The following is a 25,316-nucleotide window of genomic DNA, read 5'->3' on the forward strand; positions in this document are numbered from 1 at the left end:
GCCGTCAGGCCGACGGCTTGAAGCTGTGCAGATACGGGACCACGCTGCCGACGTACGGCTCGGCGGACGTCTGCTTGTCCGTGGCGTAGAAGTTGGTCGGCAGAACCCACGGGCAGAACCAGGCCTGGTCGATCAACCATCTGTTGATGGCCTGGGCGTTCTCCTTGGCCGCGGCGCCGTCGAGCACCTGCGCCTTGTCCAGCAGCGGCTGCAGCTCGGAGTCGGAGGCGTGGTTGACGTTCCATATCGCCCCCGGCAGCACGGCCTGTACTACGTCCCACAGAGGGCTGCGTGACTCAATGGCCAGGAAGAAGATGGGGTACTTGCCGCTGAGCAGCGCGGCGAGGACCTGGTTGGCCGGGAGCTCGACGCGCTTGGCCTTGATGCCCAACAGGGCCATCTGCTGCACGATCAGCGGAGTGGCGAAGTCCTGGCCGGGGATCACGGGAAGTTCGAAGCTGAAGCCCCGCTCGAAACCGGCTTCTGCCATGAGGGCCTTGGCCTTCGCGACGTCGTACGGATAGTGATCGACCATGTCGGCCAGGTAGGCGTCGCTCCCGGCGTGGAAGATCTGGTTGGTGACCTTGCCATTGCCCTGAAAGAGGGCTTTGAGGATCGCGGGGCGGTCGAAGATCATGTTGATGGCCCGGCGCACCTTCACGTGCTTCAGTGCGGGGATGACCTTGCCGTCCGGGTCGCTGAGGAAGAGCCCGGCCCAGTTGACCGAGTTCTCCAGCAGGACCAGACCAGAGCCCTTCACTTCGGCACTCGTCTGGGATGTGACCGGCGAGCCGTCGACCTGACCCGACTTCAACGCGTTGACGCGGGCGGTGATGTCGGTCATCTCTCGCATGACGACCTTGTGGTACGGATACGCGGCTTTGTTCCAGTGGTCCTCGTTGCGTACGAAGGTGTACGTCGAGCCCATGGTGGTGTTGGCCACGTCCAGTGTGTAGGGCCCGGAGCCGACGGGTCTGGTGTCGCGGTCTTTTGCGGTGTGCGACTTCTTGCTGGACAGGATGCCGGGGGCCAGGCAGAGGAAGGTGGGGAGCAGGCCGTTCGGCTTGGGAGTGGTGAGCACCACCGTGGAGCTGTCCTTGACGGTGACCGTGACGTCGGCCAGCCGACTGGAATCGGAACCGCCACCGTTCTTCATGTGCTCCAGCGATGCCTTGACCGCGGCGGCGTCCACTGCCGTGCCGTCGGTGAACGTCATCCCGGGGCGGAGCTTCAGTGTCAGTTCCGTGTTGTCGTCGTTGGCGGTGAAGCTCTCGGCCGCGCTGGGCGAGATGGTGCCGTCCGGCTCACATCTGAGCAGGGTGTCGAAGCAGGCCTGCCAAGGCAGGACGACCGCATAGGCGCTTCCCTGCTTGGCCGGGTCGAACGAGCCGTACGGGGAGTCGAGCGCCAGCGTCAGCACGTTCGATCCGGTACCGCCGCCGGTGCCGCTCTCGGAAGTGGAGCAGCCGGTTGCCGCTCCCATCAGCAGGGCTCCGAAGCTCAGTCCCAGCATGCCCTTGCCGAACGCACGGCGATCCATGTCGACCATGAGGTGCTCCTTTGCTCGGCATGCCGACCGCATGTCCGTCACTAACGCCGGACATGGAGACATGCAGATGCGCTGATGCGCAGATGTTTGGGGTTTGGCTGTTGCGTGAGGAATGGAGGTGCTGAGGATGTCCCGGACGATGGACGGTGCCGCTCGTCGAACATTTCAGCCACCTCGAGGACGGTGCGCGGTAGCGGCCCGGTCCGTGCGAGATGGCCCGTAACTTAGCTGTGGCGGGTGGCTGAAACAAGCCCCCCTTCTGAAACGTTTTTGCCACCCCGGTCGTAACGTGACCTTCACACGGGCCCCCTCTCGCGCCAGCTCGGCGACGGAGCTGTCAGTCCACGCCTGATGGACAGTGCACGCCCTGGTGTAGGTGCTTAAAACGATTCAAAGGCCCTGGACGGGTCGGCCACCCCTCTCGTGCAATGACCGCTTCTCAACCTACCAACTGGTTGGGAAGTGTGCTCTACTGTGCCACAGATGGGCGGAAACCGGCCACGCCGCTGCCCGTATCCGCGCCCGTCCGACCTGTGTCCGACCGACCTGAACCCCTCGTGACTCGGCGAACCACATCGGAGTCTCCCTCTCGTGATCGACCACATGGCAGCCTCGTCCACCCCCGGCAGCGCCTTGCCGTCCACTCCTCGTCCCGCCCCCGCGGTTCTGCGGAACCCCGCCTGGCAGGCGCACTGGATCGGACCGAAGCCCCCGCGGCCCAACACCGGCGCCGGACTGGCGCCACCGGATTCCCGCGCCCCCTTCGGCCGGTATCTGTTCCGTACGTCATTCACCCTCGATGCCGTACCGGACGCCATCCCGGCCAGAATCACCGCCGACTCCCGCTATGTCGTCCTGGTCAACGGCCGGGAGGCCGGGCGCGGCCCCATACGTTCCCAGCCCCGGCGGCTGACCTACGACGACCTGGACCTCGCACCGTTCGTGGTCCCCGGCGAGAACACCCTGGTGGTCCTGGTCACCTATTACGGGCACGCCAACGCCTTCTGGCAGCCCGCCGCCGCGAACGCCACCCTCGGCCGGGACGCAGTCCTGCTCTTCGAAGCCGACCTGGGCGACCGGCTGCTGGCGACCGATGGCAGCTGGCAGGTGCTGGACCCAGGTGCCTGGCAGCTGGCTCCCTCGTCCGGCATCGACGGCATACCCGTTGAATGCCTCGACGCCCGCGAGCTGCCCGCCGACTGGAAAACCGGCGCATCGGACGCCGCCTGGCACCCCGCGCAGCTCGTCCCCGCCACCCACCTGGGCTCCCTGGCCCGTACCCAGCCGCCCACCGACCCGTACGGACCACTGCTGCCCCGGCCGATCGGACCGCTCGACGGCGACCGGCTCACGGCAGCCGTCGCCATGGTGACCGCACCCGTCGTGACCCCCGACGACCCACACCCTGTCGTGCGGGTCCGCGCATATCTGTCCGGACCGACGGGACCAAGAGGGCCGGCCACGTTCCGGGCCCCCTTCCCGCTGGAGCTGAACCCCGGCCCCGGCAGGTCCCAGCACCTGGTCGTCGACATGGGGCGGATCGTGTGCGGCCTCGTCACCCTCGACCTTGACGCACCCCGGGGTGCTCGCATCGACCTGATGTACCGCGAGGCGCCACATGCTCCCGGTGTGCCGGAGGCGCTGTCGGCCCCGAACACCGGCGCCCGCTACACCGCCCGAGGTTTCGACGACAGCTTCGAGGCCGTCGAAGTCAACGGATTCCGCTACATCCACGCCCTGGTCAGCGCGGACGGACCGGTCCGCATCGACAGGATCACGGTGCGCGAACACCTCTACCCGCGCGTCGGCAACGCGTACTTCCGAAGCGGCGACCCGGAACTCGACGCCCTGTACACCGCCGGAGTGCGCACCGTGGCACTCAACTCCCATGACGCCTTCACCGACTGCCCGACCCGTGAGCAGCGCGCCTGGGTCGGCGACGGCGTGGTGCATCAGATGGTGCACCTGACCACCTCCACCGACTGGCGGCTGGCCTGGAGGTACCTGGAACTGGGTAACTCACCCCGCGCGGACGGCATCCTTCCGATGAGCGTGGTCGGTGAGATCGAGCAAGGCGGCGGCACCACCATTCCTGACTGGTCACTGCACTGGCTGCACGGTGTCCACAACCTCTACCGGTACACCGCCGACCGCGACCGGCTCGCGGAGCTCGCTCCCACCGCACGGCGGGTGCTCGCCTGGTACCAGCCCTATCTCACCGCCGACGGCATCCTCAGCGATGTACCGGAGTGGAACCTGGTGGACTGGTCGAGCGTGTTCGCCACCGGTGCCAGTTCCATCCTCACCGCCCTGTGGGCGCGTGGCCTTCGCGAATACGCCGAGATCAGCACCCTGCTCGACAACCGCGGCGACGCGGCGTGGGCGGCCGGCCTGTGGGAGCGGGCCCGTACCGGCTTCGACATCTTCTGGGACGAAGGGCGCGGCACCTATCGCGACCACATCGTGCGGGGCACACCGCAGCTCGCCACCTCCCAAGCCGCAGGCGCCGCCGCGATCGTCTCCGGTCTCGCACCCGTGGACCGCTGGGACCGGATCATCGATCGTGTCATGGACCCCGAACGGCTGGTCACCCGGTCCTGGATCGGAGGCGACGGCACCTACGACCAACAGAAGATCCTCGACGAACTGCGCGGTGTCCGGCGCGTCGACTGGGACGCGGAGGAAGAAGTCGTGCGGGCCGAGCCTTTCCTCAGCTACCTCGTCCACGACGCGGCAGCCCTCGCCGGAAGGACCGCCGATCTGGTCCGCTCCCTACGCAGCTGGAGCGTCTTCCTCCACGACGGATACGACACCTTCGGTGAGTGCTGGGGCTGGGGATCCCCCGTCCATGGCTGGAGTGCCACCCCGACCCGCGACCTGGTCACCCACGTCCTCGGTGTCACGCCCGGCGAGCCGGGCTTCGGCCGAGCCCGCATCGCCCCCGCCTACCAGGTGCTGGAGCGGGCCGAGGGAGCGGTGCCGACCCCGGCGGGCCTGCTGTCGGTGTCCTTCGACACGGCCGGCGTCGAGGTGGACAGCCCATTGCCGTACGTACTGGTTCTGCCCGACGGACAGGAGGGTGAGCACGGCCCCGGGCGCATGCGGCTGGCCTTCGCCTGACCGGCCGCGGGCCGCCGCCACAGCCCCAGGCGTACGGCAGGGCCCGAATTCAGCCGGAGCGGACGGCAGAGCAAAGCGCGCGCAGTTGCCTCAGGACGGCCGCCGGGTCCACCTCCTCCGGACTGACCAGCCACTGGTTCTCCGCCCCCTCGATGGCGCCCAGGAGCAGGGCCGCGAAGTCGTCGGGGTTCAGCTCGGGGGGCAGCTCACCGGTCTCGACGGACAGCCGCACCGCATCGGCCAGCTCGGCGCGCAGCGCCACGTACCGCCGTGCTACCCACTCCCTGGCCGGATGCGCCTCGCCGGACGCCTCCGCGGTCAGGATGTGCGCAAGCTGGACCAGATCGCGATTGGCGAGGATCAGCCCGGTGAGGTGCTCCAGCTCTTTGAGCAGCTCCAGAAGGGTGAGGCCGGACGTGCGGGTCGTGCGACGCAGCTCGGCGTCCCGCTGCTCGAGCAGGGCCAGAAGTACGGCCTGCTTGCTCGGGTAGTGGTGCAACAGCCCGGCCCGGGTGAGCCCGGCCGCCTTGGCGATGTCGTTGAGACTCCCCGCACGGAATCCCCGAGCGGCGAACACCTCGAGCGCGGAGCCGAGGATGCGGAGGCGCGGATCACCCGGGGCGCCGCCCTCGCGGCCGTTGTTGCTCACAGGTGCATCCTATGGCTCCCTACGCGAGGGGCGGCCCGGTCCCGCAGTCCACGTCGCCCTGCGCGAAACCCCGACGTCAGCAGCGCCGCCGGGTCATGGCCGCCCGCCGATCGAGTAGATGAGCGGCTGACTCCATTGCTCGTCTCCAGATCGGGCGCGGCCGTCTTCTGGGTGCCCATGTCGGAAGCGCGCGAGTTCGTGGAATCTTGCGCGTCCAAGGGGCTGAAGCCGCCTCGGAGTTGCCCGTCGAAGCAGCCTCGGCGGACGTGTGGCTGCTCGCACAGGGCGACGACATCGTGCCCATCCCGGGCACCCGCAGCCCGCGGCGTCTGGCGGAGAACGTGGCTGCCGCGCAGGTCACGCTCCCATCCGAGGACCTCGCCCGCGTCCAGGAGATCCTGCCGCACGGATCGGCCGGCTCGCGCTACCCGGCGGCAATGATGCCGACTTGGCAGTGACAACATGCTCGGGTCTGGTGGTGAGGCCGGCGTCGCGGGCCACGAGGGCGGCTTGGACGCGGTTGGTGACCTCCAACGCGGTCAGGATGCGGCTCACGTGGGCCTTGACGGTGCTCTCGCGCATGGCCAGACGGGTCGCGATGTCGGCGTTGGTGTCGCCCTGGGCGAGCAGGGCGAGTACGTCGCGTTCGCGGGGGGTGAGTCGCTCCAACCGGTCCTGTGCCGCGGTGACTTGGGGCTGGTTGGTGGCGTGGTAGCGGTCGATGAGGCGGCGGGCCGCGGTGGGGTGGAGCATGGCTGAGCCGGCGGCCACCAGGTGGACGGCGCGCAGTATTTCGGCCGGGTCGGTGTCCTTGAGGAGGAACCCGTCGGCTCCGGCGGCGAGGGCGTCGTAGACGTATTCGTCGAGGTCGAAGGTGGTCAGGGTGATCACCTTCGGGGGGTGGGGCAGGGCTCGCAGGCGGGCGGTGGCGGCGATGCCGTCCATGTGGGGCATGCGCACGTCGACGAGGGCGACGTCGATGCGGTGGGCGGTGGCCTGCTCGGCGGCCTGGAGGCCGTCGGCGGCCTGGGCCACTACCTCGATGCCCTGGTCGCCTTCGAGGAGGTCGGTGAGGCCGAGGCGGACCAGGGCGTCGTCGTCGACGATCATGGTGCGGATCATGTGCGGGTGCCGTTCTGCTCGACGCCGAGGGGGTGGGGGATGCGGGCGGCCAGTCGCCAGGCGCCCGCGCCGGCCGGTCCGGCGTTCAGGTGGCCGCCGAGGGCGGTCACGCGTTCGCGCAGGCCGACGAGTCCGTAGCCGCTGCCGACGGCGTCCGTGCGGGGAGTGCCAGGGGGGTTGGTGACCTCGACGAGGGTGGCGGGCGGCCGGTAGTCGATGCGTACGGTCACCGGAGCACCGTCGGCGTGCTTGCGGGCGTTGGTCAGGGCTTCCCGGACGACGCGGTGCACGGCCAGGCGGTGGGTGGTGGGAGCCTGTTCGGGAAGGCCGTCGGTGGTCAGCTCGACATGCTGGCCGGCCGCGCGGGCCTCGTCCGCCAGTTCCGCTACGTCCCTCATCACCGGGGTGAGTGCGGCGCCGGTTGGCGTGGCGTCGGGGTCGCGCAGCACACCGAGAACGTCGCGCAGATCGGTGAGGGCTTCGACGGACGCCGTGCGCAGCAGACCGAGCCGTTCCGCGACCGGTGCGGGCAGCGTGTCGCCCTTGGTGGCCAGCACGCCGGTGTGGAGCGCGATCAGGCTCAGGCGATGGGCCAGGACGTCGTGCATCTCGGCGGCGATACGGGACCGTTCCGCGATCCGGGCCGCTTCCTCGCGCAACTGCGACCCGATGTGCAGGCGCTCGACGTCGGCTGCCAGTGCCTGGAGCAGGCGGCGCCGGCCACCGAGCCACAGCCCGACGAGCACGGCCAGCACGGGTAGGAGCAGCGTGGACGCGTAGGACTGCGCCGTCCACAGGGAAGTGGCCCGGTAGCTGAGCAGGTTGGCGCCCAGGGCGGCGACGGCACATCCCACCGCCACCCGCGCCCGGCGATCCACAGCCAGGTCGAACAGGGCGACTGCCAGCAGCGGCAGCAACGGCCATCCCCACCATGCGGTGGCCACGGTGACCAACAGCGGCGCGAGGGGCCATCGCAGCCGGGGCACGAGCAGGGCCGTTCCGCACACCAGCGCCGCGGTGATGACCGGGGCCAGGTAGTGCCCGTCGAACGCGATGTCGTTCAGCGCGGCGGCCAGTACGCACAACGCCACGAGTGCGCCCCGCCCGTAGGCCGCCCATCTGCGGCCTTCTCCGCTGCTCACCTGGCCCATGCTAGGCAGACCGGTGCGCCGTTCCGTCCGGCAGTCGGCGATGTTCTCCCCCTGCTTTCGTAGAGGGACGCGGTCGCAGAACGGCGGATCCCATGCCGGACGCGGCTTTCTAGCGTCGATTCCATGAACGACTGGACCACCTCCCACGACCGTGTCCTGGCGCAGCGCAATGCCGAAGGCTGGATGTTCCTGATCGAGGCAGCCCGTGATCTGCGCACCACGGGTGCCATAGCCCCCAGTGGAAAGGCCCTGGCCCGCGCTCTGACCGATCCGGTACGGGCTCAGGCGCCCCGCCCGCTGGCGGTCCTGGAGGCGGGTGCCGGCACCGGCGCGGTCACCCGCACCCTGATACCCGACCTGCCCCGCGCCAGCCGCCTGGACATCGTCGAGGCCAACCCACGTTTCGCCGCGCGACTGCGCCGTCTCGTCACCACGCATCCAGACCTGGCTGCCAGACCCGCGCAGGTGAACGTGCATCAGACCTACGTCGAGCAGCTCGACAGCGACCAGCGGTACGACGTGATCGTCTCCGGCCTGCCGCTGACCAACTTCACGCCCGTGCAGGTCGAGCGCATCATGGCCCGCTACCTGGAGCTGCTCCACCCCGGCGGCACACTGACCTACTTCGCCTACCTCGGCACCCGCAAGGCACGTGCCCTGACGGCATCGCGAGCCGAAGCCCGCCGCCACGCCGCCGTCGACGACATCATGGCCGCCTACCAGCACACCTACGCCACGGACCGCTGGACGGTATGGGCCAACGTTCCCCCCGCCTACGTCTGGCATCTGCGACGACCCCTCGTCTCCGCGGACCAGCCCACACCGCAGTCCGTCGAGGCGCGGCGGTGAACGCGCTCTCCGACATCCTCGGCCACATCTCCCCGGCCTCGGCGTACGCGGTGGTGGCCGCCGCTGTCCTGGCCGAGTCGATCCTTCTCGTCGGCGCTTTCATCCCCACGCTCACCCTGCTCCTGACCGCCGGCGCACTGGCCCGCACCGGCCATATCAGCCTTCCCTTCGTGATCGCTGCCGCGGCCGGTGCCGTGGTGGCGGGTGACTTCCTCGCCCACCGCACCGGCAGGTTCCTCGGTGACCGGCTGCGCGGAGGCCGGATGGGCCGTCGCATACCGGGTGCCGCCTGGCACCAGGCCGAGACGCTGATGACGCGCCACGGCGGCCGAGCGGTTTTCCTGGCCCGCTTCCTGCCGGTGGTGCGCACCCTCGCCCCGCACTCCGCGGGCGTCACCCGCCTGCCCTACCGCCGCATCGCCCCGTACAGCGTCGTCGCCGCTTGTGTGTGGGCCACAGCGGAAGCGGGTCTCGGATACGCCGCCGCGACCTCGCTCCAGCGCGTTCTCACGCTGGGCGGCCCTGCCCTCGCCCTGGTCGCTCTGCTGGCGATCGGGGGCTCGCTGCTGTGGCGAAGGAGGCGCCGCCCGCCATCTGAAGCCCAGGAACCGGCGCCCGAGCCGGGTACGACGTCCTCCGGCCCGGTTCAGGCGGGTCTGACGAGGCCGGTGTCGTAGGCGAAGATCACGGCCTGGACCCGGTCCCGGACCCCGATCTTGGTGAGGATGCTGCTCACGTGCGACTTGACGGTGGATTCGGCGAGGGAGAGGCGTTCGGCGATCTCGGTGTTGCTCCAGCCGGTCGCGATGGCGGTGAGTACCTCGCGTTCGCGGTTGGTGAGGCGGGCCAGCTGCCGTTGCTGTTCGGGCGTGTGTCCCGGCAGACGGCTGCCGAAGGCATCGATGAGCTTGCGGGTCAGACCGGGCGAGATGACGGCGTCTCCGGCGGCCACCGCCCGGATGCCGGAGACCAGCTCGTCGGGCAGGGCGTCTTTGAGCAGGAACCCGGACGCTCCGGCGCGCAGGGCGTCGTAGGCGTATTCGTCGAGGTCGAAGGTGGTCAGGACCAGAATGCGGGAGCGTCCGCCGGACTCCACGATGCGTCTGGTGGCCTCGATGCCGTCCATGCCCGGCATACGGACGTCCATGAGGACGACGTCGGGTTTGAGCTCGGCGGCCTTGCGGACGGCTTCGGCACCGTGGGTGGCTTCGCCGATGAGAGTGAGGTCGGGGTGCTGTTCCAGGAGCATGCTGAAGCCGAGGCGTTGCAGGGCCTGGTCGTCGACGATGAGCACGGTGGTCATGCGAGGGGGTTCTCCGTTGTGGTCGCGGATGGGGGTCCTCCCGGTCGTGGGGGTCCCCCCGCTCGAGCGAAGCCGAGAGTGGGGGAGAAGCCGAGAGTGGGGGATGGCGGGGTGGTCAGGAGGCGGGCGTGGACGCTCCAGCCGCCTTCGCGGTTGGGCCCGGCGGTGACCTGGCCCTGGTAGATGGCCGCGCGCTCGCGCATGCCGACCAGACCGCGGCCGCTTCCTGCGCTCCGTCTGCGGAAGCGGGGTGCGTGGAGGGGGCCACTGTCCTCGACATCCACGTGGACCGTCTCAGAGCCGACAGCCACCCGGACGCTGATGGAGGTGTCGGCGGCGGCGTACTTGAGGGTGTTGGTGAGGGCCTCCTGGACAATGCGGTAGACGGCGAGCTGGAGACCGGGCGCCAGGGCGGTGAGGTCGCCGTCTGTGCTGAGGGTGAGGCTCGGGCCGGCGGCACGGACGCGTTCGACCAGCGGATCGAGGTCGGCCAGCCCGGGCTGCGGGGCGAGCGGGGCATCATTCGGCCGGTCGTTGTCGTCGCCGATGACGGCGAGCAGGCGGCGCAGTTCGGCGAGGGCGCCGCGGCCGCTGTCAGCGATGATCCGCAGGGTCTCGGCGCCGCGCTGGGGCTTTGTCTCGGTCAGGCCGGCGGCGCCGTCGGCGAGACCGACCATGACGGCGAGGGTGTGGCCGAGGATGTCGTGCATTTCCTTGGAGACGCGGGCGCGTTCCTGGGCGACGGCGAGGCGGGCCTGCTGGTCCTTCTCCTTCTGCAGGGCGGCGATGACGACGTTGACCAGGCGGTGGGCGAGGCCGAGGCCCGCGATGGCCGTCACCGTCACCACCCCCAGCAGCATGACGATTTCCGGGCGTGTGGCGTACTCCAGCCGACCGTCGTTCCACAGCGTGGCGGCCCAGGCGACCAGCTGCATCAGGGAGATGGTGACGGCGATGAGCAGCTGGCGGGGGGTGCCGAAGCAGCCGACGTTGAACAGGGCCACGATGCGGGCGACGTCGGCACTGGCGTTGGCGTCATGGAGGGACCCTGTGGAGGCCATCACCACGGCGGCGGCGGTGATGAGCGAGAAGACCAGCATGGGCCTGCGCTGCCGCCACAGCAGCGGAACGGCCACGGCGACGGGGAGGACCAGTGCTTCGGCGACCCCGGATTCTCCGACGGGGTTCAGTACGGACGGCAGTCCCAGGACGGCGCAGAACAGCGGTACGCCCCACCTCCGGACCCGGGGGTGGGTCTGGTCCGCCCACCGCCAGGAAGACAGCCGGGCGATGATCGACACGATCACACGCTGCTCGGCGTCGCTCGTCAGTGCCTCGGGCAGCTCGGGTCGGCTGGGAACGTGTCGACCGGGCCGGGAATCCTGTGGGGTCGTGGGGGTCAAAATCTGTGCCCTTCGCGGTGCAGGCGAGCCGCTCGCCGGTCCCGGGGGAACGGACAGGCGAACGGCGACTGGGGGACCGACCGGGACCGACCGCTCTTCCGCGATCGTACGGCCGACAAGGGCTCGGGTTCTGAGAGGTCTTTGCGCGGACGGGCCGGACCAGGCCCGGGTCCAACCTAGAAGCGGTATCGACCGGCGCTATGGCACTGTGGGCGGGAACACGGCGGCGCCGACTAGTACCGGGGTACTAGGAGTGTGCGGCGATCTCGGTGGTGCTCCAGCCGACGGCCACCGCGGCAAGGACCTGACGTTCACGTTCGGTGAGTGCGCCGAGCCGTCGATCGAGTCCGTGCTGGGCTTGAAGATTTGCATGAGGAGTACTTCCGGGCGGAGGGCGGCGGCCATGCGGACCGCCTCGGCACTACCGGCCGCCTCGCCGACCGGGGTCAGGTCTGGCTCGGAATCCAGCAGGAGGCGGTAGCCGAGGCGTTGCAGCTTCTGGTCGTTGACGATGAGAACGGTGGGCATGCTGCCGGGGTTCTTCCTGTGTGGGGGCATGCCGGGGACGAGCGCGGTGGGGCCGGGTGGGCGGACAGGCCGGTCGCCGGCGGCTGGAAGTCCCCTGCCTCCTGCGGGCGTTCAGCCGCCGATCGCACGGAGCACGGCGTCGGCCATGCCTTGCTCGCCGCGCGCGTTCGGATGGACGGCGGCAGCCGGGCTGCTGGGCCGAACGGGCTCGATCCAGCGCGTGTTCTCAGCGGAGCAGGCGTCGTGGCCGACGGACGGGGAGTAGGTGTCGACGTACGTCGCTCCGGCGGCCTCGGCCTGCCCGCTCAGCATGGCGTTGAGCTGCGTCCCCTTGTCGTGCAGATAGGTCGCGTCACCGGGCGCGAGAGGCAGTTCCCTCCCGCAGCCTCTGCCTTCGGCGGGCAGGATCGCCGGATAGCCGACGACATAGACCCGGGCCTTCGGCGCACGCCGTTCGATCTCGGCCAGCGCCGCGGACAACTGCCGGCCGGCCGCCTGGATCTTCTGGGCCACTTCGTCGGTGCCGCCGTCGACGTACTGCTTCTTGCAGGGCGCATCACCGGAGAAGAGGCGGTCGCTGCCGACCGCACCGTACATCACGCCCATCGTGACGCATTTCGTGACCGTCGAGCCGAAGCCGATGTCGTTGCCGCCGATACCGAGGGTGACCAGCCGCGTCCGCGTCGAGAGGGCCGAAAGCTGGGCGGGGTTGGTGCCGTTGGACGTCTTCTGCGGCGCGGTGAGGTCGGTGATGGTGGCACCGCTGCAGCTGACATCACGGAAGTCGGCGGCGGTGACGCCGAGTTGGCGTGCCACGACCGCGGGGTAGTTGTGGTCGGAACGGTCGCAGCCGACCGGTGTCCCGGACTGTCGGGGAATCTTCGGGCCGGAGGTGTAGGAGTCGCCGAGAGCGACGTAGGGCCCCGGCTGCGGTCGCTCGTCCTTGGCGGTGCCGGTGCCGGTGCCGGTGCCGTCCGGACGTCCGATGAGGACGGCGGTGAGCAGAACACCGCAGCTCACGATCCCGGCCAGACCTGCGCGTGCATACGGTCCCATGGGTTTCTCCTGTCGTCGTCACGGATGAACAACTGCTGGGCTCGCACCGCACCGCAGGCGGCTGTGCGCGATGGGCGGCGGTGCCCGGAGCGGGACCGGCAGGGCCGGCTGGGGGAGGGGGGAAGGCTTGCCCGGATCGCGGTGGGGACGAGGCGTGTGTGACCCTGCCGTCAAACTAGGCGGGGAAACACGCATGTCATCGGCACCGCGGGACCGAATACGGGAGTGCGGAGTAGTACCGCGGTAGGAAGGCGCGTCGACTTGGGGGGCGTTCTTGAGCGGCAAGCCGCCGACTCCGGCGCGCAGCGCTCCAGTCGTATGGGTGCAGCGATGAGAGCGCTGTCAAGCCGACTCTCTCTCCGGGGAGTTGACCGGCGGGTTGGGGATGAGGGTGGCGTGGACGGTCCAGCCGCCGTGCGGGTTGGGGCCGGCGGTGACCTCGCCCCGGTAGAGGACGGCGCGCTCGCGCATGCCGACCAGCCCCCGGCCGCTGCCCGTCCGGCCACGGCGTGCCCGCGGGGTACGGGACGGGCCGGTGTCCTCGACCGTGAGGCGCACGATGTGGGGGTCGGCGGCGATGGAGACGTGGACCGAGGTGTCGGAGGCGGCGTACTTGACGGTGTTGGTCAGGGCCTCCTGGATGATGCGGTACGCGGACAGGTGGAGTCCCGGGGCCAGTTCGGTGAGGTCGCCGTGCGCGTGCAGGGCGACGGTGGGGCCGGCGGCGCGGACCCGGTCGAGCAGCGCGTCGAGGTCGGCGAGGCCGGGCTGCGGGGCGAGCGGGACGTCGTGCGACCGGCCCTGACCTTCGCGGTCGTCGCTGATGACGGCGAGCAGGCGGCGCAGTTCGGCCAGGGCGTCGCGGCCGCTGGCGCTGATGGTGCGGAGGGTCTGGGCGCCGCGTTCCGGCTTGGTCTCGGTGAGGCCGGCGGCGCCGTCGGCGAGGCCGACGATGACGGCGAGGGTATGGCCGAGGATGTCGTGCATCTCGCGGGAGACGCGGGCGCGTTCCTGCGCGGTGGCGAGACGGGCCTGCTGGTCGCGTTGCTTCTTCAGGGCGTCGATGTAGGCGTAGGCCAGCCGCACAAGCAGGCCCAGTGCCGCGAACGCCACCACGGCGACCATCACCACCAAGGTCACAGGCTCCGGACGCGTGACGTACTCCAGTTGCCGGCCGCGCCAGAAGAAGTAGGCCCAAGTGACGAGTTGCACGAGGGTGACGCCGGTGGCGACGGCCAGCCGGCGCGGCGTGCAGTGACGGCCGACATTGAAGAGAGCGACCACCCGGGCGAATTCGGCGCCGGTCAGCACATCCAGAGGAAGGGACACGACGGAAACGGCCGTGGTGAGGGCGAAAACCAGCATGGGGCGTCGTTCCCGCCACAGCAGTGGGATGCAGAAGGCGAGGACGAGGGGCAGTTGGGGATTACCGACGTTGTGGGGATTGGTGTAGGCGTCGCTACCGACGGCGAGACAGAAGACCGGGACTCCCCACCGCCGGACCCAGGGACGGGCCCGGTCGGCCCGCCGCCAGGAGGCGAGCCGGGAGACGACCGAGGCGATCACCCGCTGCTCGGGATCGCTCGTCAGCGACTGAAGGAACTGGCGCTCGTCCGGGCATGGGGCGGGAACGGGGGCACTCGGTGCGGGCACGGGGGTAGGCCCTTCGCAATGTCAGGCCGCCCGCCAGCCCCGGGGGATCGGGCCGACGGGCGGGGCAGGGGAGACGGCCGGTGAGAGGCGGCCGCCACGTCAGGAGCCGGTGCGGAAGCCGGTGCTGCGGCTCGCCCTCGTCAACGCCTGCGCATCGGGTTCTTCAGCAGCTTCCTGCGTACCGGCGCCTCCGACTCGGTCGTGTCGGCGGGGACGGTGGCGTCACCGCCCCGTGCGAGGCGCTGCTTGAACCTGGACAGTCGTCGTGCCTTCCCCGGGGTCTGCGGGGCAGGTGCCGGTGCATCCGTGACACCAGAAGCGTGGAGGTCGCTGAAGGCGTGGGGGGCGCTGCGGCCGTCCGAGCCCGCGTGGACCCCGGCGGCGACACCGGCGAGTACGGGCTCGGGCGCGGAGACCGTCTGCTCGGCTTCGAGCGCGTGGCGCAGCTTCTCGCCCTCGACGTCCACGTTCGGCAGGATGCGGTCCAGCCACTTCGGCAGGGTCCAGGAACGGTGGCCGAGCAGGGCCATCAGCGCCGGGACGATGGTCATCCGGACGACGAAGGCGTCGATGAACACGGCGGCGGCGAGCCCCAGGCCGATGGACTTGATCAGCATCTCGGAGTCGAGGAGGAATCCGGAGAAGACGGAGACCATGATGACCGCGGCGGCGGTGACCACCCGGCCGCTGTGCCGGAAACCCTCCACGACGGCCTGTGTGGGTTCGGCGCCGTGGACGTACTCCTCCCGCATCCGGGAGACGAGGAAGACCTCGTAGTCCATGGCGAGTCCGAACACCACGCCGATCAGCACGATGGGCAGGAGGCTGACGATGGGTCCGGTCTGGTCGACGCCGAAGAGGCCCTTCAGCCAGCCCCACTGGAAGACCGCGACCAGGACACCGAGGGTCGAGACCACGCTGAGCAGGAAGCCCAGGGCGGCCTTGAGCGGGATCACGATCGACCGGAAGACCAGCAGGAGCAGGATCAGGGCCAGGCCGACGACGATGGCCAGGTAGGGGATGAGGGCGTCGGAGAGCTTGGTGCTGACGTCGATGTTGACGGCGGTCAGGCCGGTGACCATCAGGTCGGCGCCGGTGTCCTGGTGCAGGGTGGCGCCGTGATCGCGGATCTCGTCCACGAGGTCCTTGGTGGCCTCACTGGTGGGGGCGCTCTTGGGGACGGCGCCGAGCAGGGCCACGTCGCCGGCCTGGTTGAAGGAGGGAGGACGGACGGCCGCGACGTCGTCCAGCTTGCCCAGCATGGTGTACGCGTCCTGGGCGGCGGCCTTGGGACTGTCGCTGTCCCGGGCGTCGACGACCACGGTGAGCGGTCCGTTGAAGCCCGGCCCGAAGCCCTCGCTGAGGGTGTCGTAGGCGATGCGCTGGGTGGTGCCGGGGGGCTTTCCGGAGTCGTCGTTCAGGGCCATCTTCAGGGACATGGTGGGGATGGCCAGCAGGGCCAGGCCGGCCACCGAGACGGCGAGCACCTTGACCGGGTTGCGGGTGACGAACCTCGCCCAGCGCACGCCCATCGACTCACCCTCGCCGCGCTCCAGCGCCTTCATACGGCGGGTGAGCAGCCTGCCCTGCATGATCCGCGTACCGGCGAAGCCGAGCAGGGCGGGCAGCAGGGTCAGCGCGATGACCACGGCGACGGCCACGGCGAAGGCGGAGGCCAGACCCATAGCGGTGAGCATGCCGATGCCGATGACGCTCAGGCCGCTCAGCGCGACGATCACGGTCAGGCCGGCGAAGACGACCGCCGACCCGGCGGTGCCCAGGGCGCGTCCGCACGCTTCCTCGGGTTCGTGGCCGTCGCGGATCTCGTTGCGGTAGCGGGAGACGATGAACAGGGCGTAGTCGATGGCGACGGCCAGGCCCAGCATCAGTGCCAGGGTCGTGGCGGACGAGGCCAGGTCAAAGAAGTGTGTGGCGAGCGTGACCGACAGGATGGCCGCGGCCACCCCGAGGATCGCGGTGAGCAGGGGCAGGCCGGCCGCGATCAGTGAGCCGAAGGTGATCACCAGGACGATGGCGGCGACCCCGACGCCGATCAGCTCGGCCGCCTTGCTCGCGGCCTTGTCCTTGACGGCGTTGCCGCCCAGGCTCACCTTCAGACCGGCCTTCTCGCCCTGGGCCACGACCTCGGTCTGGACGGTGTGGGCCGCGCCGCTGATGTCACTCTGGGCGACCTTGTAGGAAACCTGGGCGTAGGCGATCGTGCCGGACCTGCTGACCAGGCCGCTGGCGAAGGGATCGGAGACGCCCGACACCTGCGGCGACTTCTCCAACTGCGCCACCAGGGACTCGACCTCGGCCTTGTTGGCGGCGGAGGTGAGCGTCTGCCCGCTGGGCGCCTCGAACACCACACGCGCGGTGGCGCCGTCGGCGGAAGCCTGCGGGAACTCCTTCCGCAGCAGGTCGATCGCCCGCTGCGATTGCGTGCCCGGAACGCTCAACGCCCCCGAGGATGTGCCGGGCGCGCTCATCGCGCCGATGCCTATGGCGGCCAGGACGGCGACCCACAGCATCACGACGATGCGTCGTCGCCGGAACGCCAGCCGGCCGAGCCGATAGAGGAAGGTGGCCACGGATTACTCCCACCAGGAGAAGAGATCATTGGGTGAGCCGGTCCTGACTGACCCGCGATCTCAACCTAGGAGCGGTACCGGGCGACCATCCCGTACCGCGGAACCGAATCCGGCGGGGCCCGTTAGTACCGCAGTACTACGCCCTGTCCTCCGCCCAGCCCGTCGGCCGGCGATGCCCGATACAAGTAAGAGAGACGGTGCAGTGCCCAGGGCGGTCGAAGCCGTCCCGGGCACTGCCGTGGAGGTGGGCTGGTGCCTCAGCCGGGCGGGCGTGAGGCGGGGGCGTCACCCGCGTCTACGGCGTCACCTTCCCGATCTTGACAGTGCCCTTGCCCACGAAGGTCCCGCGGTCGTTGAGCAGGTGCACCTGGCCGAAGAGCGCGCGGCCTTCCGGTGCCGCGGCCGCGGCCGTGACGTGTGCGGACACGATCGCCGAGGCGCCCGTGCCGAGCCGCACCGGTCCCGCGTCGTCCGGGGTGAGCGAGCCAAGGGCGGTGGAGGAGAACACGTCGCGGTAGTCGTAGGCGGTGGAGCCGGACGGGACGTCGAAGCCCAGCACCTCGATGGTGTAGGTGCCGGCAGGCGGACGGGGCACGGAGACCGACTCCTCGGCGTCGGCGTCGGCGTCGATGCCGACGAGGTCGCCGTCGGCGTCGTACACCCTCAGGTCCAGGTCGGTGGCCTTGTCCGAAGGGTTGCCGATGGCGACGTCCAGTGACGTGGTGCCCTCGGGCACCTCGACATTGGTGGTCTGTGTGTCGCCGGTGGCGATGGTGGGACGTGTGGTCCGCGATGAGCCGAGCGGGCCGCCCTTGAGGGTGCCGTTCACCGGCGCGTACTCGTTCTCGGCAGTCCAGGAGACGGCGGCCGGTGTGCCCGCCTCGGCCTCCGCCACGGTCGCGGGCTCCGGGTCGAAGGAGGCGCGGTACACGGTGACGTCCAGGTCGTAGGGATTGTCGAGCAGCTTGGAAGCGTAGGTCGACTGGACCACTATCTCCCACACACCGGCCCGCGGGTCCGGGTACGCGGCCACATCGGGCGTGGCGGGGTCGTCGTCCTTGACGGGCAGGCCGTACGGCTGGATCGCGCTCGCCACTGTCCGGCTACCGTCCTTCAGGCCGCCGAGCCTGACCTCCAGGGTCCTCGCGCCTTCGGGGACGGTCACGAAGTAGGTGTTCGCGCTGTTGCGCTGCGTCGATCCCGAGGCGGAGTAGGTGTACTCGGCCGGCGTGGAGACCACCACGGTCGTCAGAACCTGCTCGTCGACGCCCACGGTCGTCGGGTCATCGATCTCCAGGCGGGCGCTCTTGATGCCCTCGGACGTCGGCGCGGCCTGGACCTTCACGGTCACCGGACTGTTCAGCGGCAGTGCCGCAGTCTGCGAGTCGAGGAGAGAGAAGGTGCGGGACGTGTTGTTCTCCAGCCGCAGCGTGTGCGGGACCGGGCCGTCGGGGCCGGAGGTACGCGTCAGGGTGACCTCGTACGTCTTCTTCTCGCCGGCCTCGAGACCGCCCTCGCGGTCGTAGATCCCGGTACCGAAGCCGGGCGTCTTCAGCGACTGGTCGAGTGCGGTGTCGACCGGGGCCTGCACGGTGTACTCGTGGGCGTCCGCTCCCTCCTTGATCTCCTTCCAGGCAGCCTGGACGTCGAGCAGGCCCGCGCCCTCCTCGTACGCCTGAAGTCCCTTGACGTGGCGGGCGGTCGAAGTGAGCGCCGTGCGCAGTTTCACCGGGGTGAGGTCGATGTCCTGCTGCCTGGCAGCGGACAGCAGCAACGCGCTCGCGCCCGCCGTCTGCGGGGACGCCATCGACGTGCCCTGGTACATGGTGTAGCCGGCAGGCAGGTTCCAGCCCGTGTACTGCTCGAAGAGCTGGGCGCCGGGCATCCAGGACGGGCTGGAGGAGACCGCCGAGCCGGGCGCTACCAGGGTCGGTGCGAACCCGCCGTCCTCGCGGGGGCCGCGGGCGGAGAGGGTGAACAGGCCGTATGGCTTCTCCACTTCGGCACCATAGTTGGCGGCCCAGGTCTCCTTGGAGACGGCGGCGCCGACCGAGATCACCTTGTCGGCCAGGCCCGGGTCGTCGATCGTGTTGGCGCCGGGGCCGGAGTTGCCTGCGGCCAGCACGAGTTGGACGCCGTAGGTGTCGATGAGGCGCGTGTACAACTCGGCGCGCGCGTTGTTGCCATCGTTGAGCGCGGTGAGGCCGCCGATGGACATGTTGACGATGTCGACGCCGCGGTTGACGACCAGGTCGATCATGCCCTCGGCCAGCGCGACGTTGGTGCAGCCGTCCCCGAAGATGCAGGCGCGGGACGACACGATCTTCGCCCCCGGCGCGGCGCCGTTCATTTTGCCGCCGAACAGGCCGTTGGCCGCGGCGATACCGGCGACATGGGTGCCGTGGTATTTGTTGACGACGCCGATGTTGACGAAGTCGGACTTCTTGCCGACCCAGTCGCCGCCGAGCGGGTCCATGGGTACGTCCTTGCGGATCTCCACGACGAACGGCTGCCGCTCGGCGATGTCGGTCTCGGGTTCGTCGGTGCCGAACCAGCCGATCTGGTGGCCGTCCTTGTACGGCTTCATCGGCTCGTCGTCGGTGAAGTCGTGGTCGTTGTCCAGGTCGACGGTGACCGTGCCGGCCGCCGGGTCGTACAGCACGGCCCAGCTGTCCGTGGTGTCACCGTCGCGGTTCGCGTCGCCGTCGCTCTGGCCGTCCTCGACCTTGCCGCCCTCGGTGACGGACTCACGGAAGACGTTGACGCGGTACGAGCCCGAAGGGGCCTTCCAGCTCTGGCCACCATAGGTGAAGGCCGGCCCGGACACGCCGGTCGTCATCGCGCGCCAGGTGCCGTCGCCGTCGACGATCGGGTCGGTGGCCGTGACCCAGTCGACGATCTTCCGCTCGCCGGTGGTGGTCTTCTGCAGCGCCGGGCTCGCGAGGTCCACTCCGGTGTCGAGGACACCGATGGTGACACCGCGGCCGTCCGCCGTCGGGTGTTTCTTCACGAAGTCGACGGCGCCCGTCTCGGAGGACGGGTTGTACGGGTTCTCGGCCGGGGTGTCCTTGCCGGGCCCGGGATACGTCTGCGAAGTCGCCTCCACCGCAGCGCCGTTGACCTTGGGAGCAGCGGGCAAGGGATCGTCCAGCTGTATCTCCTCGCGCAGGTCGATGCCGTGCACCGAGGACAGCTTGACGGCGGCGTCGATGGCCGCGTCCGCCCTGCCGGTCGGCACGGTGGCCCTGACGTAGCCGAGCTTGTCGTAAGTGCGGCCGACGGAGCCGCCCTTGACCGCGTCCAGCTCCTCGGCGACCTGCTCGGTCTTCCCCGCAGCGGTGGCGATCATCATCGTGACGTTCTTCTCGCCGGTGGCCTTCGCGTCGGCGAGCAGCTCGGCGTCCGCCGAACCGATCTTGTCATGCGCGGACTTGGGGATCTCGGCAGAGGAGTGGCCCTCGGCAACGAAAGCAAGGGGTATCAGCCCGGTCGTGGTGAGTACGGCCGTCAGTCCGGCGGCCACGGTTATGCGGGTCAGGCGTCTCGCACCCGGTATCGGGCAGATGTGGGGGGTGGTGGGGGGCATGCGATTCCTCTCCCTCGGGGCGGTTCGTCCGCCACGGGGACGGCTTGATCAAGGATTTTCCCCACGTCGGTCGACGGGATAGAGGCAAATATCCTCAACTGCCCTCACGCGCCGGTGTCTTGTCTCACCTCGGGCCCTCCGGCCAAGGGAGTCGCCTCGCGACAAAGTCCCAACGAATGAATAACCTGATAGAACCTTCAAGTACGTTGGGGAAGTCACTCGCGCGGCCCCAGACCACCCCCACCAGTGGAGCCGAAGTGCCCCATCACTTCCCTGCCCAGTCGTCGGGGCGCAGGGCAACGCTGTCAGTGGCGCTCGTCAGTCACGACGACCTGCCCCGTCCGTCGCTCTCCGAAGTCTCCGTCCACGTGGTGCGAGATCCTCGCGAGATCCACTCGAGCGACGATGTCGTGCTTTTCAACGGAGTCGGAATGGCGCAGGAGCTGGCCCGTTTCTCGGCCGAGATGGCGGACGAGCTGCCTCCCGCCGCGGTGCTGACACGACGGCTCGACTGGGGAGACGTGTGCCTGGCCTTCAAGCACGGTGTCACCAGCTACGTGCTGGACGGACCGCACTCCTGTCGGCTCGACGAGGTACTGATGTGCACCGCCCAGCGCTCCGGCATCCTCGCCCCGGAAATCGTCGAAAGGATCAGGATCGAGGCTCGAGGCAAGGGACGGACGACGACGGCGAAGCCGGGCAGATCACCATCGGCGTCGGAGGCCATCCCTGGATCGCGTCCGCTGTTGTCCCAGCGAGAGAGCCAGGTCATGGACCTTCTCGCCTCCGGCCTCGAAGTCCGTGACGTCGCCCGGCAGTTGTTCCTGACCGACAAGACGGTCAGGAACTATCTGAGCCGCATCTACAGCAAGATCGGCGTGCGCAACCAGGCCCAGGCGGTTCTGTACTGGCTCGGACGCGCGGACAGCCCGACGCCCGGCCACCCAACCAGGACGGGCGGGCGGGAGAGCGGACCGCTGAAGGTCGGTTGACGCATCGATGTCGATGTATGGGATGGGCGCAGACGCCCGCACTTTCGCCATGGCCGACATCAGGGCGTCGACGCCTGGCGAGCACGAACTCCGCCCCGGCGCCCAGACACGATGGTGTCCTCGGCGGGAAACCGTCCCGCCCGGGCCGGCGCGATTCCCTCCAACGTCCGGTCCAAGGACGATGTGCGCCGCGCGAACCTCTCGGTGAGCCTGTCCACCACGTGCTCGACCAACGCACTGCGCCGCCGGTTCCCGCCCGTGGACACGCGCGGACTCCGTGCCACCATCGGGGCGCCGCCTCTCGGGTCACCGTCCGTGCTGGGAAGGCCACCGCGGACAGAGGTGAGCGGCGTTCAGTCGATGCGGATGATTCCGCGGCCCAGTGCGGCGGTGACGGCGCCGGTGCGGTCGGCGACGTCGAGCTTGGTGTAGATGTGCAGCAGATGGGTCTTGACCGTTGCCTCGGACAGGCGCAGGGCGCGGGCGATCTGCTTGTTGCTCTGCCCGCGGGCCACGGCGGACAGAACTTCGAGTTCCCGGCCGGACAGGCCGGCACTGCGGTCGCCGCGCAGATGGGCGAGGACCTTGGCGGCCACCGTGGGGGACAGTGCCGCTCCGCCCCGGGCGGCGGTGCGCACGGCCTCGCACAACTCGTGTCGTCCGGTGTCCTTGAGCAGGTAGCCGACCGCGCCGGCGTCGATGGCGGCGGTGATGTCGGCGTCCGTGTCGTAGGTCGTCAGGACGAGGACCCGGACCTGGGGGTGGGCGGCGCGGATGGCGGCGGTCGCGGCGGTGCCGTCCATGCCGGGCATCTGTAGATCCATCAGGACGACATCGGGTGCGAGTGACGCGGTCTGGCGCACTGCCTCGGCACCGGTGGCGGCTTCGCCGACGACCGTGAGGTCGGGCTGGGTGGCGAGCACGGCGGCCAGCCCGTCGCGGACCACGGGGTGGTCGTCCGCGAGGAGGACCCGGATCGGGGGAGGGGTCGAAGTGCTCATGACGTCGGGGCCATCCGCTGGGTACCGGCCGCGGGTGACGGTGCGGAGGCCGCGGGCTCGATCGGGAGCGGCACCGTGGCGGCGACGGTCGTACCCTCGCCCGCGGCGCTTTCCAGCGCGAACGTGCCGTCCAGGGCGGCGATGCGCTCGCGCATGGTGATCAGTCCGATGCCGGCATGCCGGGCGGCGGGTGCGAAACCGGTGCCGTCGTCCTGGATGTCGATGGCCAGGGCGTCACCGAGGTAGGACAGCGTGACCGACACGCTCGCCGCGTGGGCGTGCCGCCGGGCGTTGGTCAGCGCCTCCTGCACGACCCGCAGCAACTCGCCCTCGTTGCCGGCGGTCAGGGCGACCGGTCGGCCGGTCACGACCGTGTAAGCCTCGATGCCGGTCTCCTCCGTCAGCCGGGTGGTGAGCTCGCGGACCGCTTCCGCCAGGTGCGTGCGCTCCAGCGGCGCCGGGCGAAGGGCCTGCACGAGGCGGCGGCTCTCGGCCAGGTTGTCCCGGGCCGTCCGCATGGCCTGCTCGACGCGGCGGGCCGCGGGAGAACCGGGTGGCAGGTCGTCGCGTGCGGCGTCCAGCAACATGGAGATGGACGCGAAGCCCTGGGTCAGGGTGTCGTGGACCTCGCGGGCCAGGCGCTGACGTTCGGCCAGGGTGCCCGCCTGACGTTCCGCCGCCGCTCGTTCCGCCTGGGTGGCGGTGAGTTCGTCCAGGAGCCGTTGCCGCTTGTGACTCTCGTGGTCGAGGGTGGCGACGTAGCAGACGATGGTGACCGCCAGCGCGGCACCGAGCACGCAGCCCGTGAGCGTTCGCACGTCGGCGGAGCCGTCCGTGGTGAAGCGCTGCCACGACCAGGCGCCGCCCAGCATCAGCACCCCGCCGGCCGACCACCAGGCCCGTCGCAGCCAGTACGGGGCCAGCACGGCCACGGCGACCGGGAGCAGCGCGGGGTCCATCACGGACATGGCCACCCACGCCGCCAACGCCCCGAGGAGGTAGGGCTGCGGAGGGCGACCGGCGCCGCCGCGCAGCGCGATCCAGTACGCGTACCAGGCGGCGAGTCCCACCGCCGGGCCGATCCGCAGCAAGGCCGTGCCGGTCGTCAGGTCCGTCCCGGCCAGCGCACCCAGCACGGACAGGGTGAGCACGACGGCGAAGAAGGCATGCTGGCCCACGGATTTCCACCGTGCCCTCTCCTCTACCTGTCGCAGCGCCATGGGCGTCAGCGTACGCGCAGCCAAGCAGCCGGAGGATCAGCCGACCAGTGCGAACGCATCCACCGATCGGTGGGCGGGCGATGCGTCGATCGGTCGATGCGCCGGGCCCGTGCGGCGGCGAAGATCAGCCCCGCACCCGGCCGCCCGAGCTCCACCGCACCCCGTGAGGAACCACCAGTGCCCCTGGCCTTCATTCCCAGCCCGTCCATCGGCGAGATCCACCTGGGTCCGCTGCCGCTGCGCGGCTACTCACTGCTGCTGATCCTCGCAGTCGCCGCGGCGGTATGGCTGGGCGGCCGTCGCTGGGCCGCCCGCGGGGGAGAGAAGGCCGTCGTGGCGGATGTCGCCCTGTGGGCGGTCCCCTTCGGTGTGGTCGGCGCCCGCCTCTACCACGTGGTCACCTCCAGCGAGCCGTACTTCGGCAAGGACGGCGATCCGCTCAAAGCCCTCTTCATCTGGGACGGGGGCATCGGCATCTGGGGTGCCATCGCCGGCGGTGCCGTCGGTGCCTGGATCGGCTGCCGCCGGGTCGGTGTCCCCCTGCCCATGTTCGCCGACGCCATCGCCCCCGGCATCGCCCTGGGCCAGGCCATCGGCCGCTGGGGCAACTGGTTCAACCAGGAACTCCACGGGCGGGCCACCACCCTCCCCTGGGCGTTGGAGATCGACCCCGCGCACCGGCCCGAGGCCACCTCCGACCTGGCCACCTACCACCCCACCTTCTTGTACGAGTCGCTGTGGTGTCTCGGTGTGGCCGCCCTGGTCATGTGGGCGGATCGCCGCTTCCGCCTCGACCGGGGCCGCTCGTTCGCGCTGTACGCCGCCGCCTACTGCGTCGGCCGCTTCTGGATCGAGTACCTGCGGGTCGACGAGGCCCACCACATCCTCGGCCTGCGCCTGAACGACTGGACCGCCCTGCTGGTTTTCGCGGCCGCCCTCGCCTACCTCATCGCCGCGACACGACACGCCTTCGACAGCCGCAAAGACGCCGACGCCGAATCCGACTCCCACCGCCTCCTTCAGCGCCTGGACGCCACCGGCAGTCCCACGAACTGACCATCTCCCCTTTCACGAACTGGAGTTGCCATGTCCGCTCTCTCCGAGACACTCCCTTCACGGCGGGGCCCGCTGGTGGTGGCGGGAGGTGTTTTCATCGCCTTCCTGCTCGCCTCCTCGGTGAACGCGTTGATCGCCGTGCTGGCACACGCGATGAGCGCGCCCGATGACTTCAACCCGCTGGAGCCCCCGTCGTATGTCTTCATGACCGCCCTGGGTGTGCTGGCGGGAGCCGTCGGATGGGGCATCGTCCGCCGACTCTCCCAGGATCCCGAACGCCTGCTCCGCCGACTCGTCCCCTCGGTCGTCGTCATCTCCCTCGTTCCTGACTTCTTCCTGTTCGACAAGGGAGAGGTGACCGGTGTGGTGGCGCTGCTGGTGATGCACCTCGCGGTCGCGGTGATCGCGGTGCAGACGTATCGCAGGGTCATGCCACTGGGCTCGGTGCGGTGACCGCGGCGACCGTCGGGCTGCGGGAAGCCCATGG

At 70.0% G+C, this 25,316-nt stretch carries 17 protein-coding genes and 4 pseudogenes; 7 read left to right on the forward strand and 14 right to left on the reverse strand.

All coding sequences use genetic code 11. From position 1 onward, the window contains the following. Positions 1 to 4: 4 nt before the first annotated feature. A complete protein-coding gene (locus tag AB0I77_RS39515; RefSeq protein WP_363287652.1) occupies positions 5 to 1,549 on the reverse strand; it encodes an ABC transporter substrate-binding protein in 1,545 nt (514 codons plus the stop codon). Between the two features lie 603 nt (positions 1,550 to 2,152). Here AB0I77_RS39515 and AB0I77_RS39520 point away from each other — a divergent pair. Next, complete coding sequence (locus tag AB0I77_RS39520; RefSeq protein WP_363287653.1) at positions 2,153 to 4,669, forward strand: family 78 glycoside hydrolase catalytic domain; 2,517 nt, start codon at positions 2,153 to 2,155, stop codon at positions 4,667 to 4,669. Positions 4,670 to 4,718: 49 nt separating this feature from the next. On the opposite strand, the gene AB0I77_RS39525 is transcribed toward AB0I77_RS39520, so the two are convergent. Further along, positions 4,719 to 5,318 (reverse strand): TetR/AcrR family transcriptional regulator, encoded by a 600-nt coding sequence (locus AB0I77_RS39525; protein ID WP_363287654.1) that lies wholly within the window; start codon positions 5,316 to 5,318, stop codon positions 4,719 to 4,721. 269 nt (positions 5,319 to 5,587) lie between these two features. Between AB0I77_RS39525 and AB0I77_RS39530 the strand changes: the two are divergent. Then, positions 5,588 to 5,776, forward strand: a pseudogene (locus tag AB0I77_RS39530) (aldo/keto reductase); the annotation flags it as partial. Positions 5,777 to 5,795: 19 nt separating this feature from the next. On the opposite strand, the pseudogene AB0I77_RS39535 reads toward AB0I77_RS39530, so the two are convergent. Both AB0I77_RS39535 and AB0I77_RS39540 read right to left on the reverse strand, forming a co-directional pair. Beyond that, positions 5,796 to 6,440 (reverse strand): annotated as a pseudogene (locus AB0I77_RS39535) (response regulator transcription factor); the annotation flags it as partial. Beyond that, entirely contained in the window at positions 6,437 to 7,504 is a 1,068-nt protein-coding gene (locus tag AB0I77_RS39540; RefSeq protein ID WP_363287736.1) for a histidine kinase, read from the reverse strand. The pseudogene AB0I77_RS39535 and the gene AB0I77_RS39540, both read right to left, overlap by 4 nt. Before the next feature lie 210 nt (positions 7,505 to 7,714). On the opposite strand from AB0I77_RS39540, the gene AB0I77_RS39545 reads away from it, so the two are divergent. Both AB0I77_RS39545 and AB0I77_RS39550 read left to right on the forward strand, forming a co-directional pair. After that, positions 7,715 to 8,440: a methyltransferase domain-containing protein gene (locus AB0I77_RS39545; protein WP_363287655.1), complete on the forward strand. Its 726-nt coding sequence runs from the start codon at positions 7,715 to 7,717 to the stop codon at positions 8,438 to 8,440. Then, entirely contained in the window at positions 8,437 to 9,117 is a 681-nt protein-coding gene (locus AB0I77_RS39550; RefSeq protein WP_363287656.1) for a VTT domain-containing protein, read from the forward strand. The genes AB0I77_RS39545 and AB0I77_RS39550 overlap by 4 nt, the downstream gene beginning before the upstream one ends. Here the strand turns inward: AB0I77_RS39550 and AB0I77_RS39555 are convergent. The 8 genes and pseudogenes from AB0I77_RS39555 to AB0I77_RS39590 form a co-directional block, all read right to left on the reverse strand. Next, positions 9,087 to 9,743, reverse strand: coding sequence for a response regulator transcription factor (locus tag AB0I77_RS39555; RefSeq protein WP_363287657.1), 657 nt, complete (start codon positions 9,741 to 9,743; stop codon positions 9,087 to 9,089). The two genes, AB0I77_RS39550 and AB0I77_RS39555, sit on opposite strands and share 31 nt — an antisense overlap. Beyond that, positions 9,740 to 11,044, reverse strand: a complete 1,305-nt coding sequence (locus tag AB0I77_RS39560; RefSeq protein WP_363287658.1) for a histidine kinase — start codon at positions 11,042 to 11,044, stop codon at positions 9,740 to 9,742. Before AB0I77_RS39560 ends, AB0I77_RS39555 begins: the two co-directional genes overlap by 4 nt. Before the next feature lie 349 nt (positions 11,045 to 11,393). Next, positions 11,394 to 11,441: pseudogene (locus tag AB0I77_RS39565) on the reverse strand (hypothetical protein); the annotation flags it as partial. Between the two features lie 68 nt (positions 11,442 to 11,509). After that, positions 11,510 to 11,674 (reverse strand): annotated as a pseudogene (locus tag AB0I77_RS39570) (DNA-binding response regulator); the annotation flags it as partial. Between the two features lie 111 nt (positions 11,675 to 11,785). Next, entirely contained in the window at positions 11,786 to 12,730 is a 945-nt protein-coding gene (locus tag AB0I77_RS39575) for an SGNH/GDSL hydrolase family protein (protein WP_363287659.1), read from the reverse strand. Positions 12,731 to 13,072: 342 nt separating this feature from the next. Beyond that, positions 13,073 to 14,383, reverse strand: a complete 1,311-nt coding sequence (locus AB0I77_RS39580; protein ID WP_363287660.1) for a histidine kinase — start codon at positions 14,381 to 14,383, stop codon at positions 13,073 to 13,075. 140 nt (positions 14,384 to 14,523) lie between these two features. Then, positions 14,524 to 16,974 (reverse strand): MMPL family transporter, encoded by a 2,451-nt coding sequence (locus AB0I77_RS39585; RefSeq protein WP_363287661.1) that lies wholly within the window; start codon positions 16,972 to 16,974, stop codon positions 14,524 to 14,526. Between the two features lie 295 nt (positions 16,975 to 17,269). Then, positions 17,270 to 20,560 (reverse strand): S8 family serine peptidase, encoded by a 3,291-nt coding sequence (locus tag AB0I77_RS39590; protein ID WP_363287662.1) that lies wholly within the window; start codon positions 20,558 to 20,560, stop codon positions 17,270 to 17,272. Positions 20,561 to 20,991: 431 nt separating this feature from the next. Here AB0I77_RS39590 and AB0I77_RS39595 point away from each other — a divergent pair, with 431 nt between their 5' ends. Further along, on the forward strand, positions 20,992 to 21,552 hold the full coding sequence (locus AB0I77_RS39595; protein WP_363287663.1) for a response regulator transcription factor: 561 nt from the start codon (positions 20,992 to 20,994) through the stop codon (positions 21,550 to 21,552). 353 nt (positions 21,553 to 21,905) lie between these two features. Here the strand turns inward: AB0I77_RS39595 and AB0I77_RS39600 are convergent, their stop codons facing one another. Both AB0I77_RS39600 and AB0I77_RS39605 read right to left on the reverse strand, forming a co-directional pair. Next, complete coding sequence (locus AB0I77_RS39600; RefSeq protein WP_363287664.1) at positions 21,906 to 22,553, reverse strand: response regulator transcription factor; 648 nt, start codon at positions 22,551 to 22,553, stop codon at positions 21,906 to 21,908. Continuing rightward, positions 22,550 to 23,773 carry a sensor histidine kinase gene (locus tag AB0I77_RS39605; protein ID WP_363287665.1) on the reverse strand — a complete coding sequence of 408 codons (1,224 nt, stop codon included), beginning with the start codon at positions 23,771 to 23,773 and terminating at the stop codon, positions 22,550 to 22,552. The genes AB0I77_RS39600 and AB0I77_RS39605 overlap by 4 nt, the downstream gene beginning before the upstream one ends. Positions 23,774 to 23,950: 177 nt before the next feature. Here AB0I77_RS39605 and lgt point away from each other — a divergent pair, with 177 nt between their 5' ends. After that, complete coding sequence (gene lgt, locus AB0I77_RS39610) at positions 23,951 to 24,829, forward strand: prolipoprotein diacylglyceryl transferase (protein WP_363287737.1); 879 nt, start codon at positions 23,951 to 23,953, stop codon at positions 24,827 to 24,829. Between the two features lie 30 nt (positions 24,830 to 24,859). Next, positions 24,860 to 25,282 carry a DUF6069 family protein gene (locus AB0I77_RS39615; protein ID WP_363287666.1) on the forward strand — a complete coding sequence of 141 codons (423 nt, stop codon included), beginning with the start codon at positions 24,860 to 24,862 and terminating at the stop codon, positions 25,280 to 25,282. Positions 25,283 to 25,316 lie beyond the last annotated feature (34 nt).

It is taken from the genome of Streptomyces sp. NPDC050619, assembly GCF_040654815.1.
Classification (GTDB): domain Bacteria; phylum Actinomycetota; class Actinomycetes; order Streptomycetales; family Streptomycetaceae; genus Streptomyces.

Bases quoted from the DNA above. Each gene is read 5' to 3' on its own strand.
- AB0I77_RS39515 (WP_363287652.1), bottom strand. From the start codon at position 1,549: ATGGTCGACATGGATCGCCGTGCGTTCGGCAAGGGCATGCTGGGACTG.
- AB0I77_RS39520 (WP_363287653.1), top strand. From the start codon at position 2,153: ATGGCAGCCTCGTCCACCCCCGGCAGCGCCTTGCCGTCCACTCCTCGT.
- AB0I77_RS39545 (WP_363287655.1), top strand. From the start codon at position 7,715: ATGAACGACTGGACCACCTCCCACGACCGTGTCCTGGCGCAGCGCAAT.
- AB0I77_RS39555 (WP_363287657.1), bottom strand. From the start codon at position 9,743: ATGACCACCGTGCTCATCGTCGACGACCAGGCCCTGCAACGCCTCGGC.
- AB0I77_RS39575 (WP_363287659.1), bottom strand. From the start codon at position 12,730: ATGGGACCGTATGCACGCGCAGGTCTGGCCGGGATCGTGAGCTGCGGT.
- AB0I77_RS39590 (WP_363287662.1), bottom strand. From the start codon at position 20,560: ATGCCCCCCACCACCCCCCACATCTGCCCGATACCGGGTGCGAGACGC.
- AB0I77_RS39595 (WP_363287663.1), top strand. From the start codon at position 20,992: ATGGCGCAGGAGCTGGCCCGTTTCTCGGCCGAGATGGCGGACGAGCTG.
- AB0I77_RS39600 (WP_363287664.1), bottom strand. From the start codon at position 22,553: ATGAGCACTTCGACCCCTCCCCCGATCCGGGTCCTCCTCGCGGACGAC.
- AB0I77_RS39605 (WP_363287665.1), bottom strand. From the start codon at position 23,773: ATGGCGCTGCGACAGGTAGAGGAGAGGGCACGGTGGAAATCCGTGGGC.
- AB0I77_RS39615 (WP_363287666.1), top strand. From the start codon at position 24,860: ATGTCCGCTCTCTCCGAGACACTCCCTTCACGGCGGGGCCCGCTGGTG.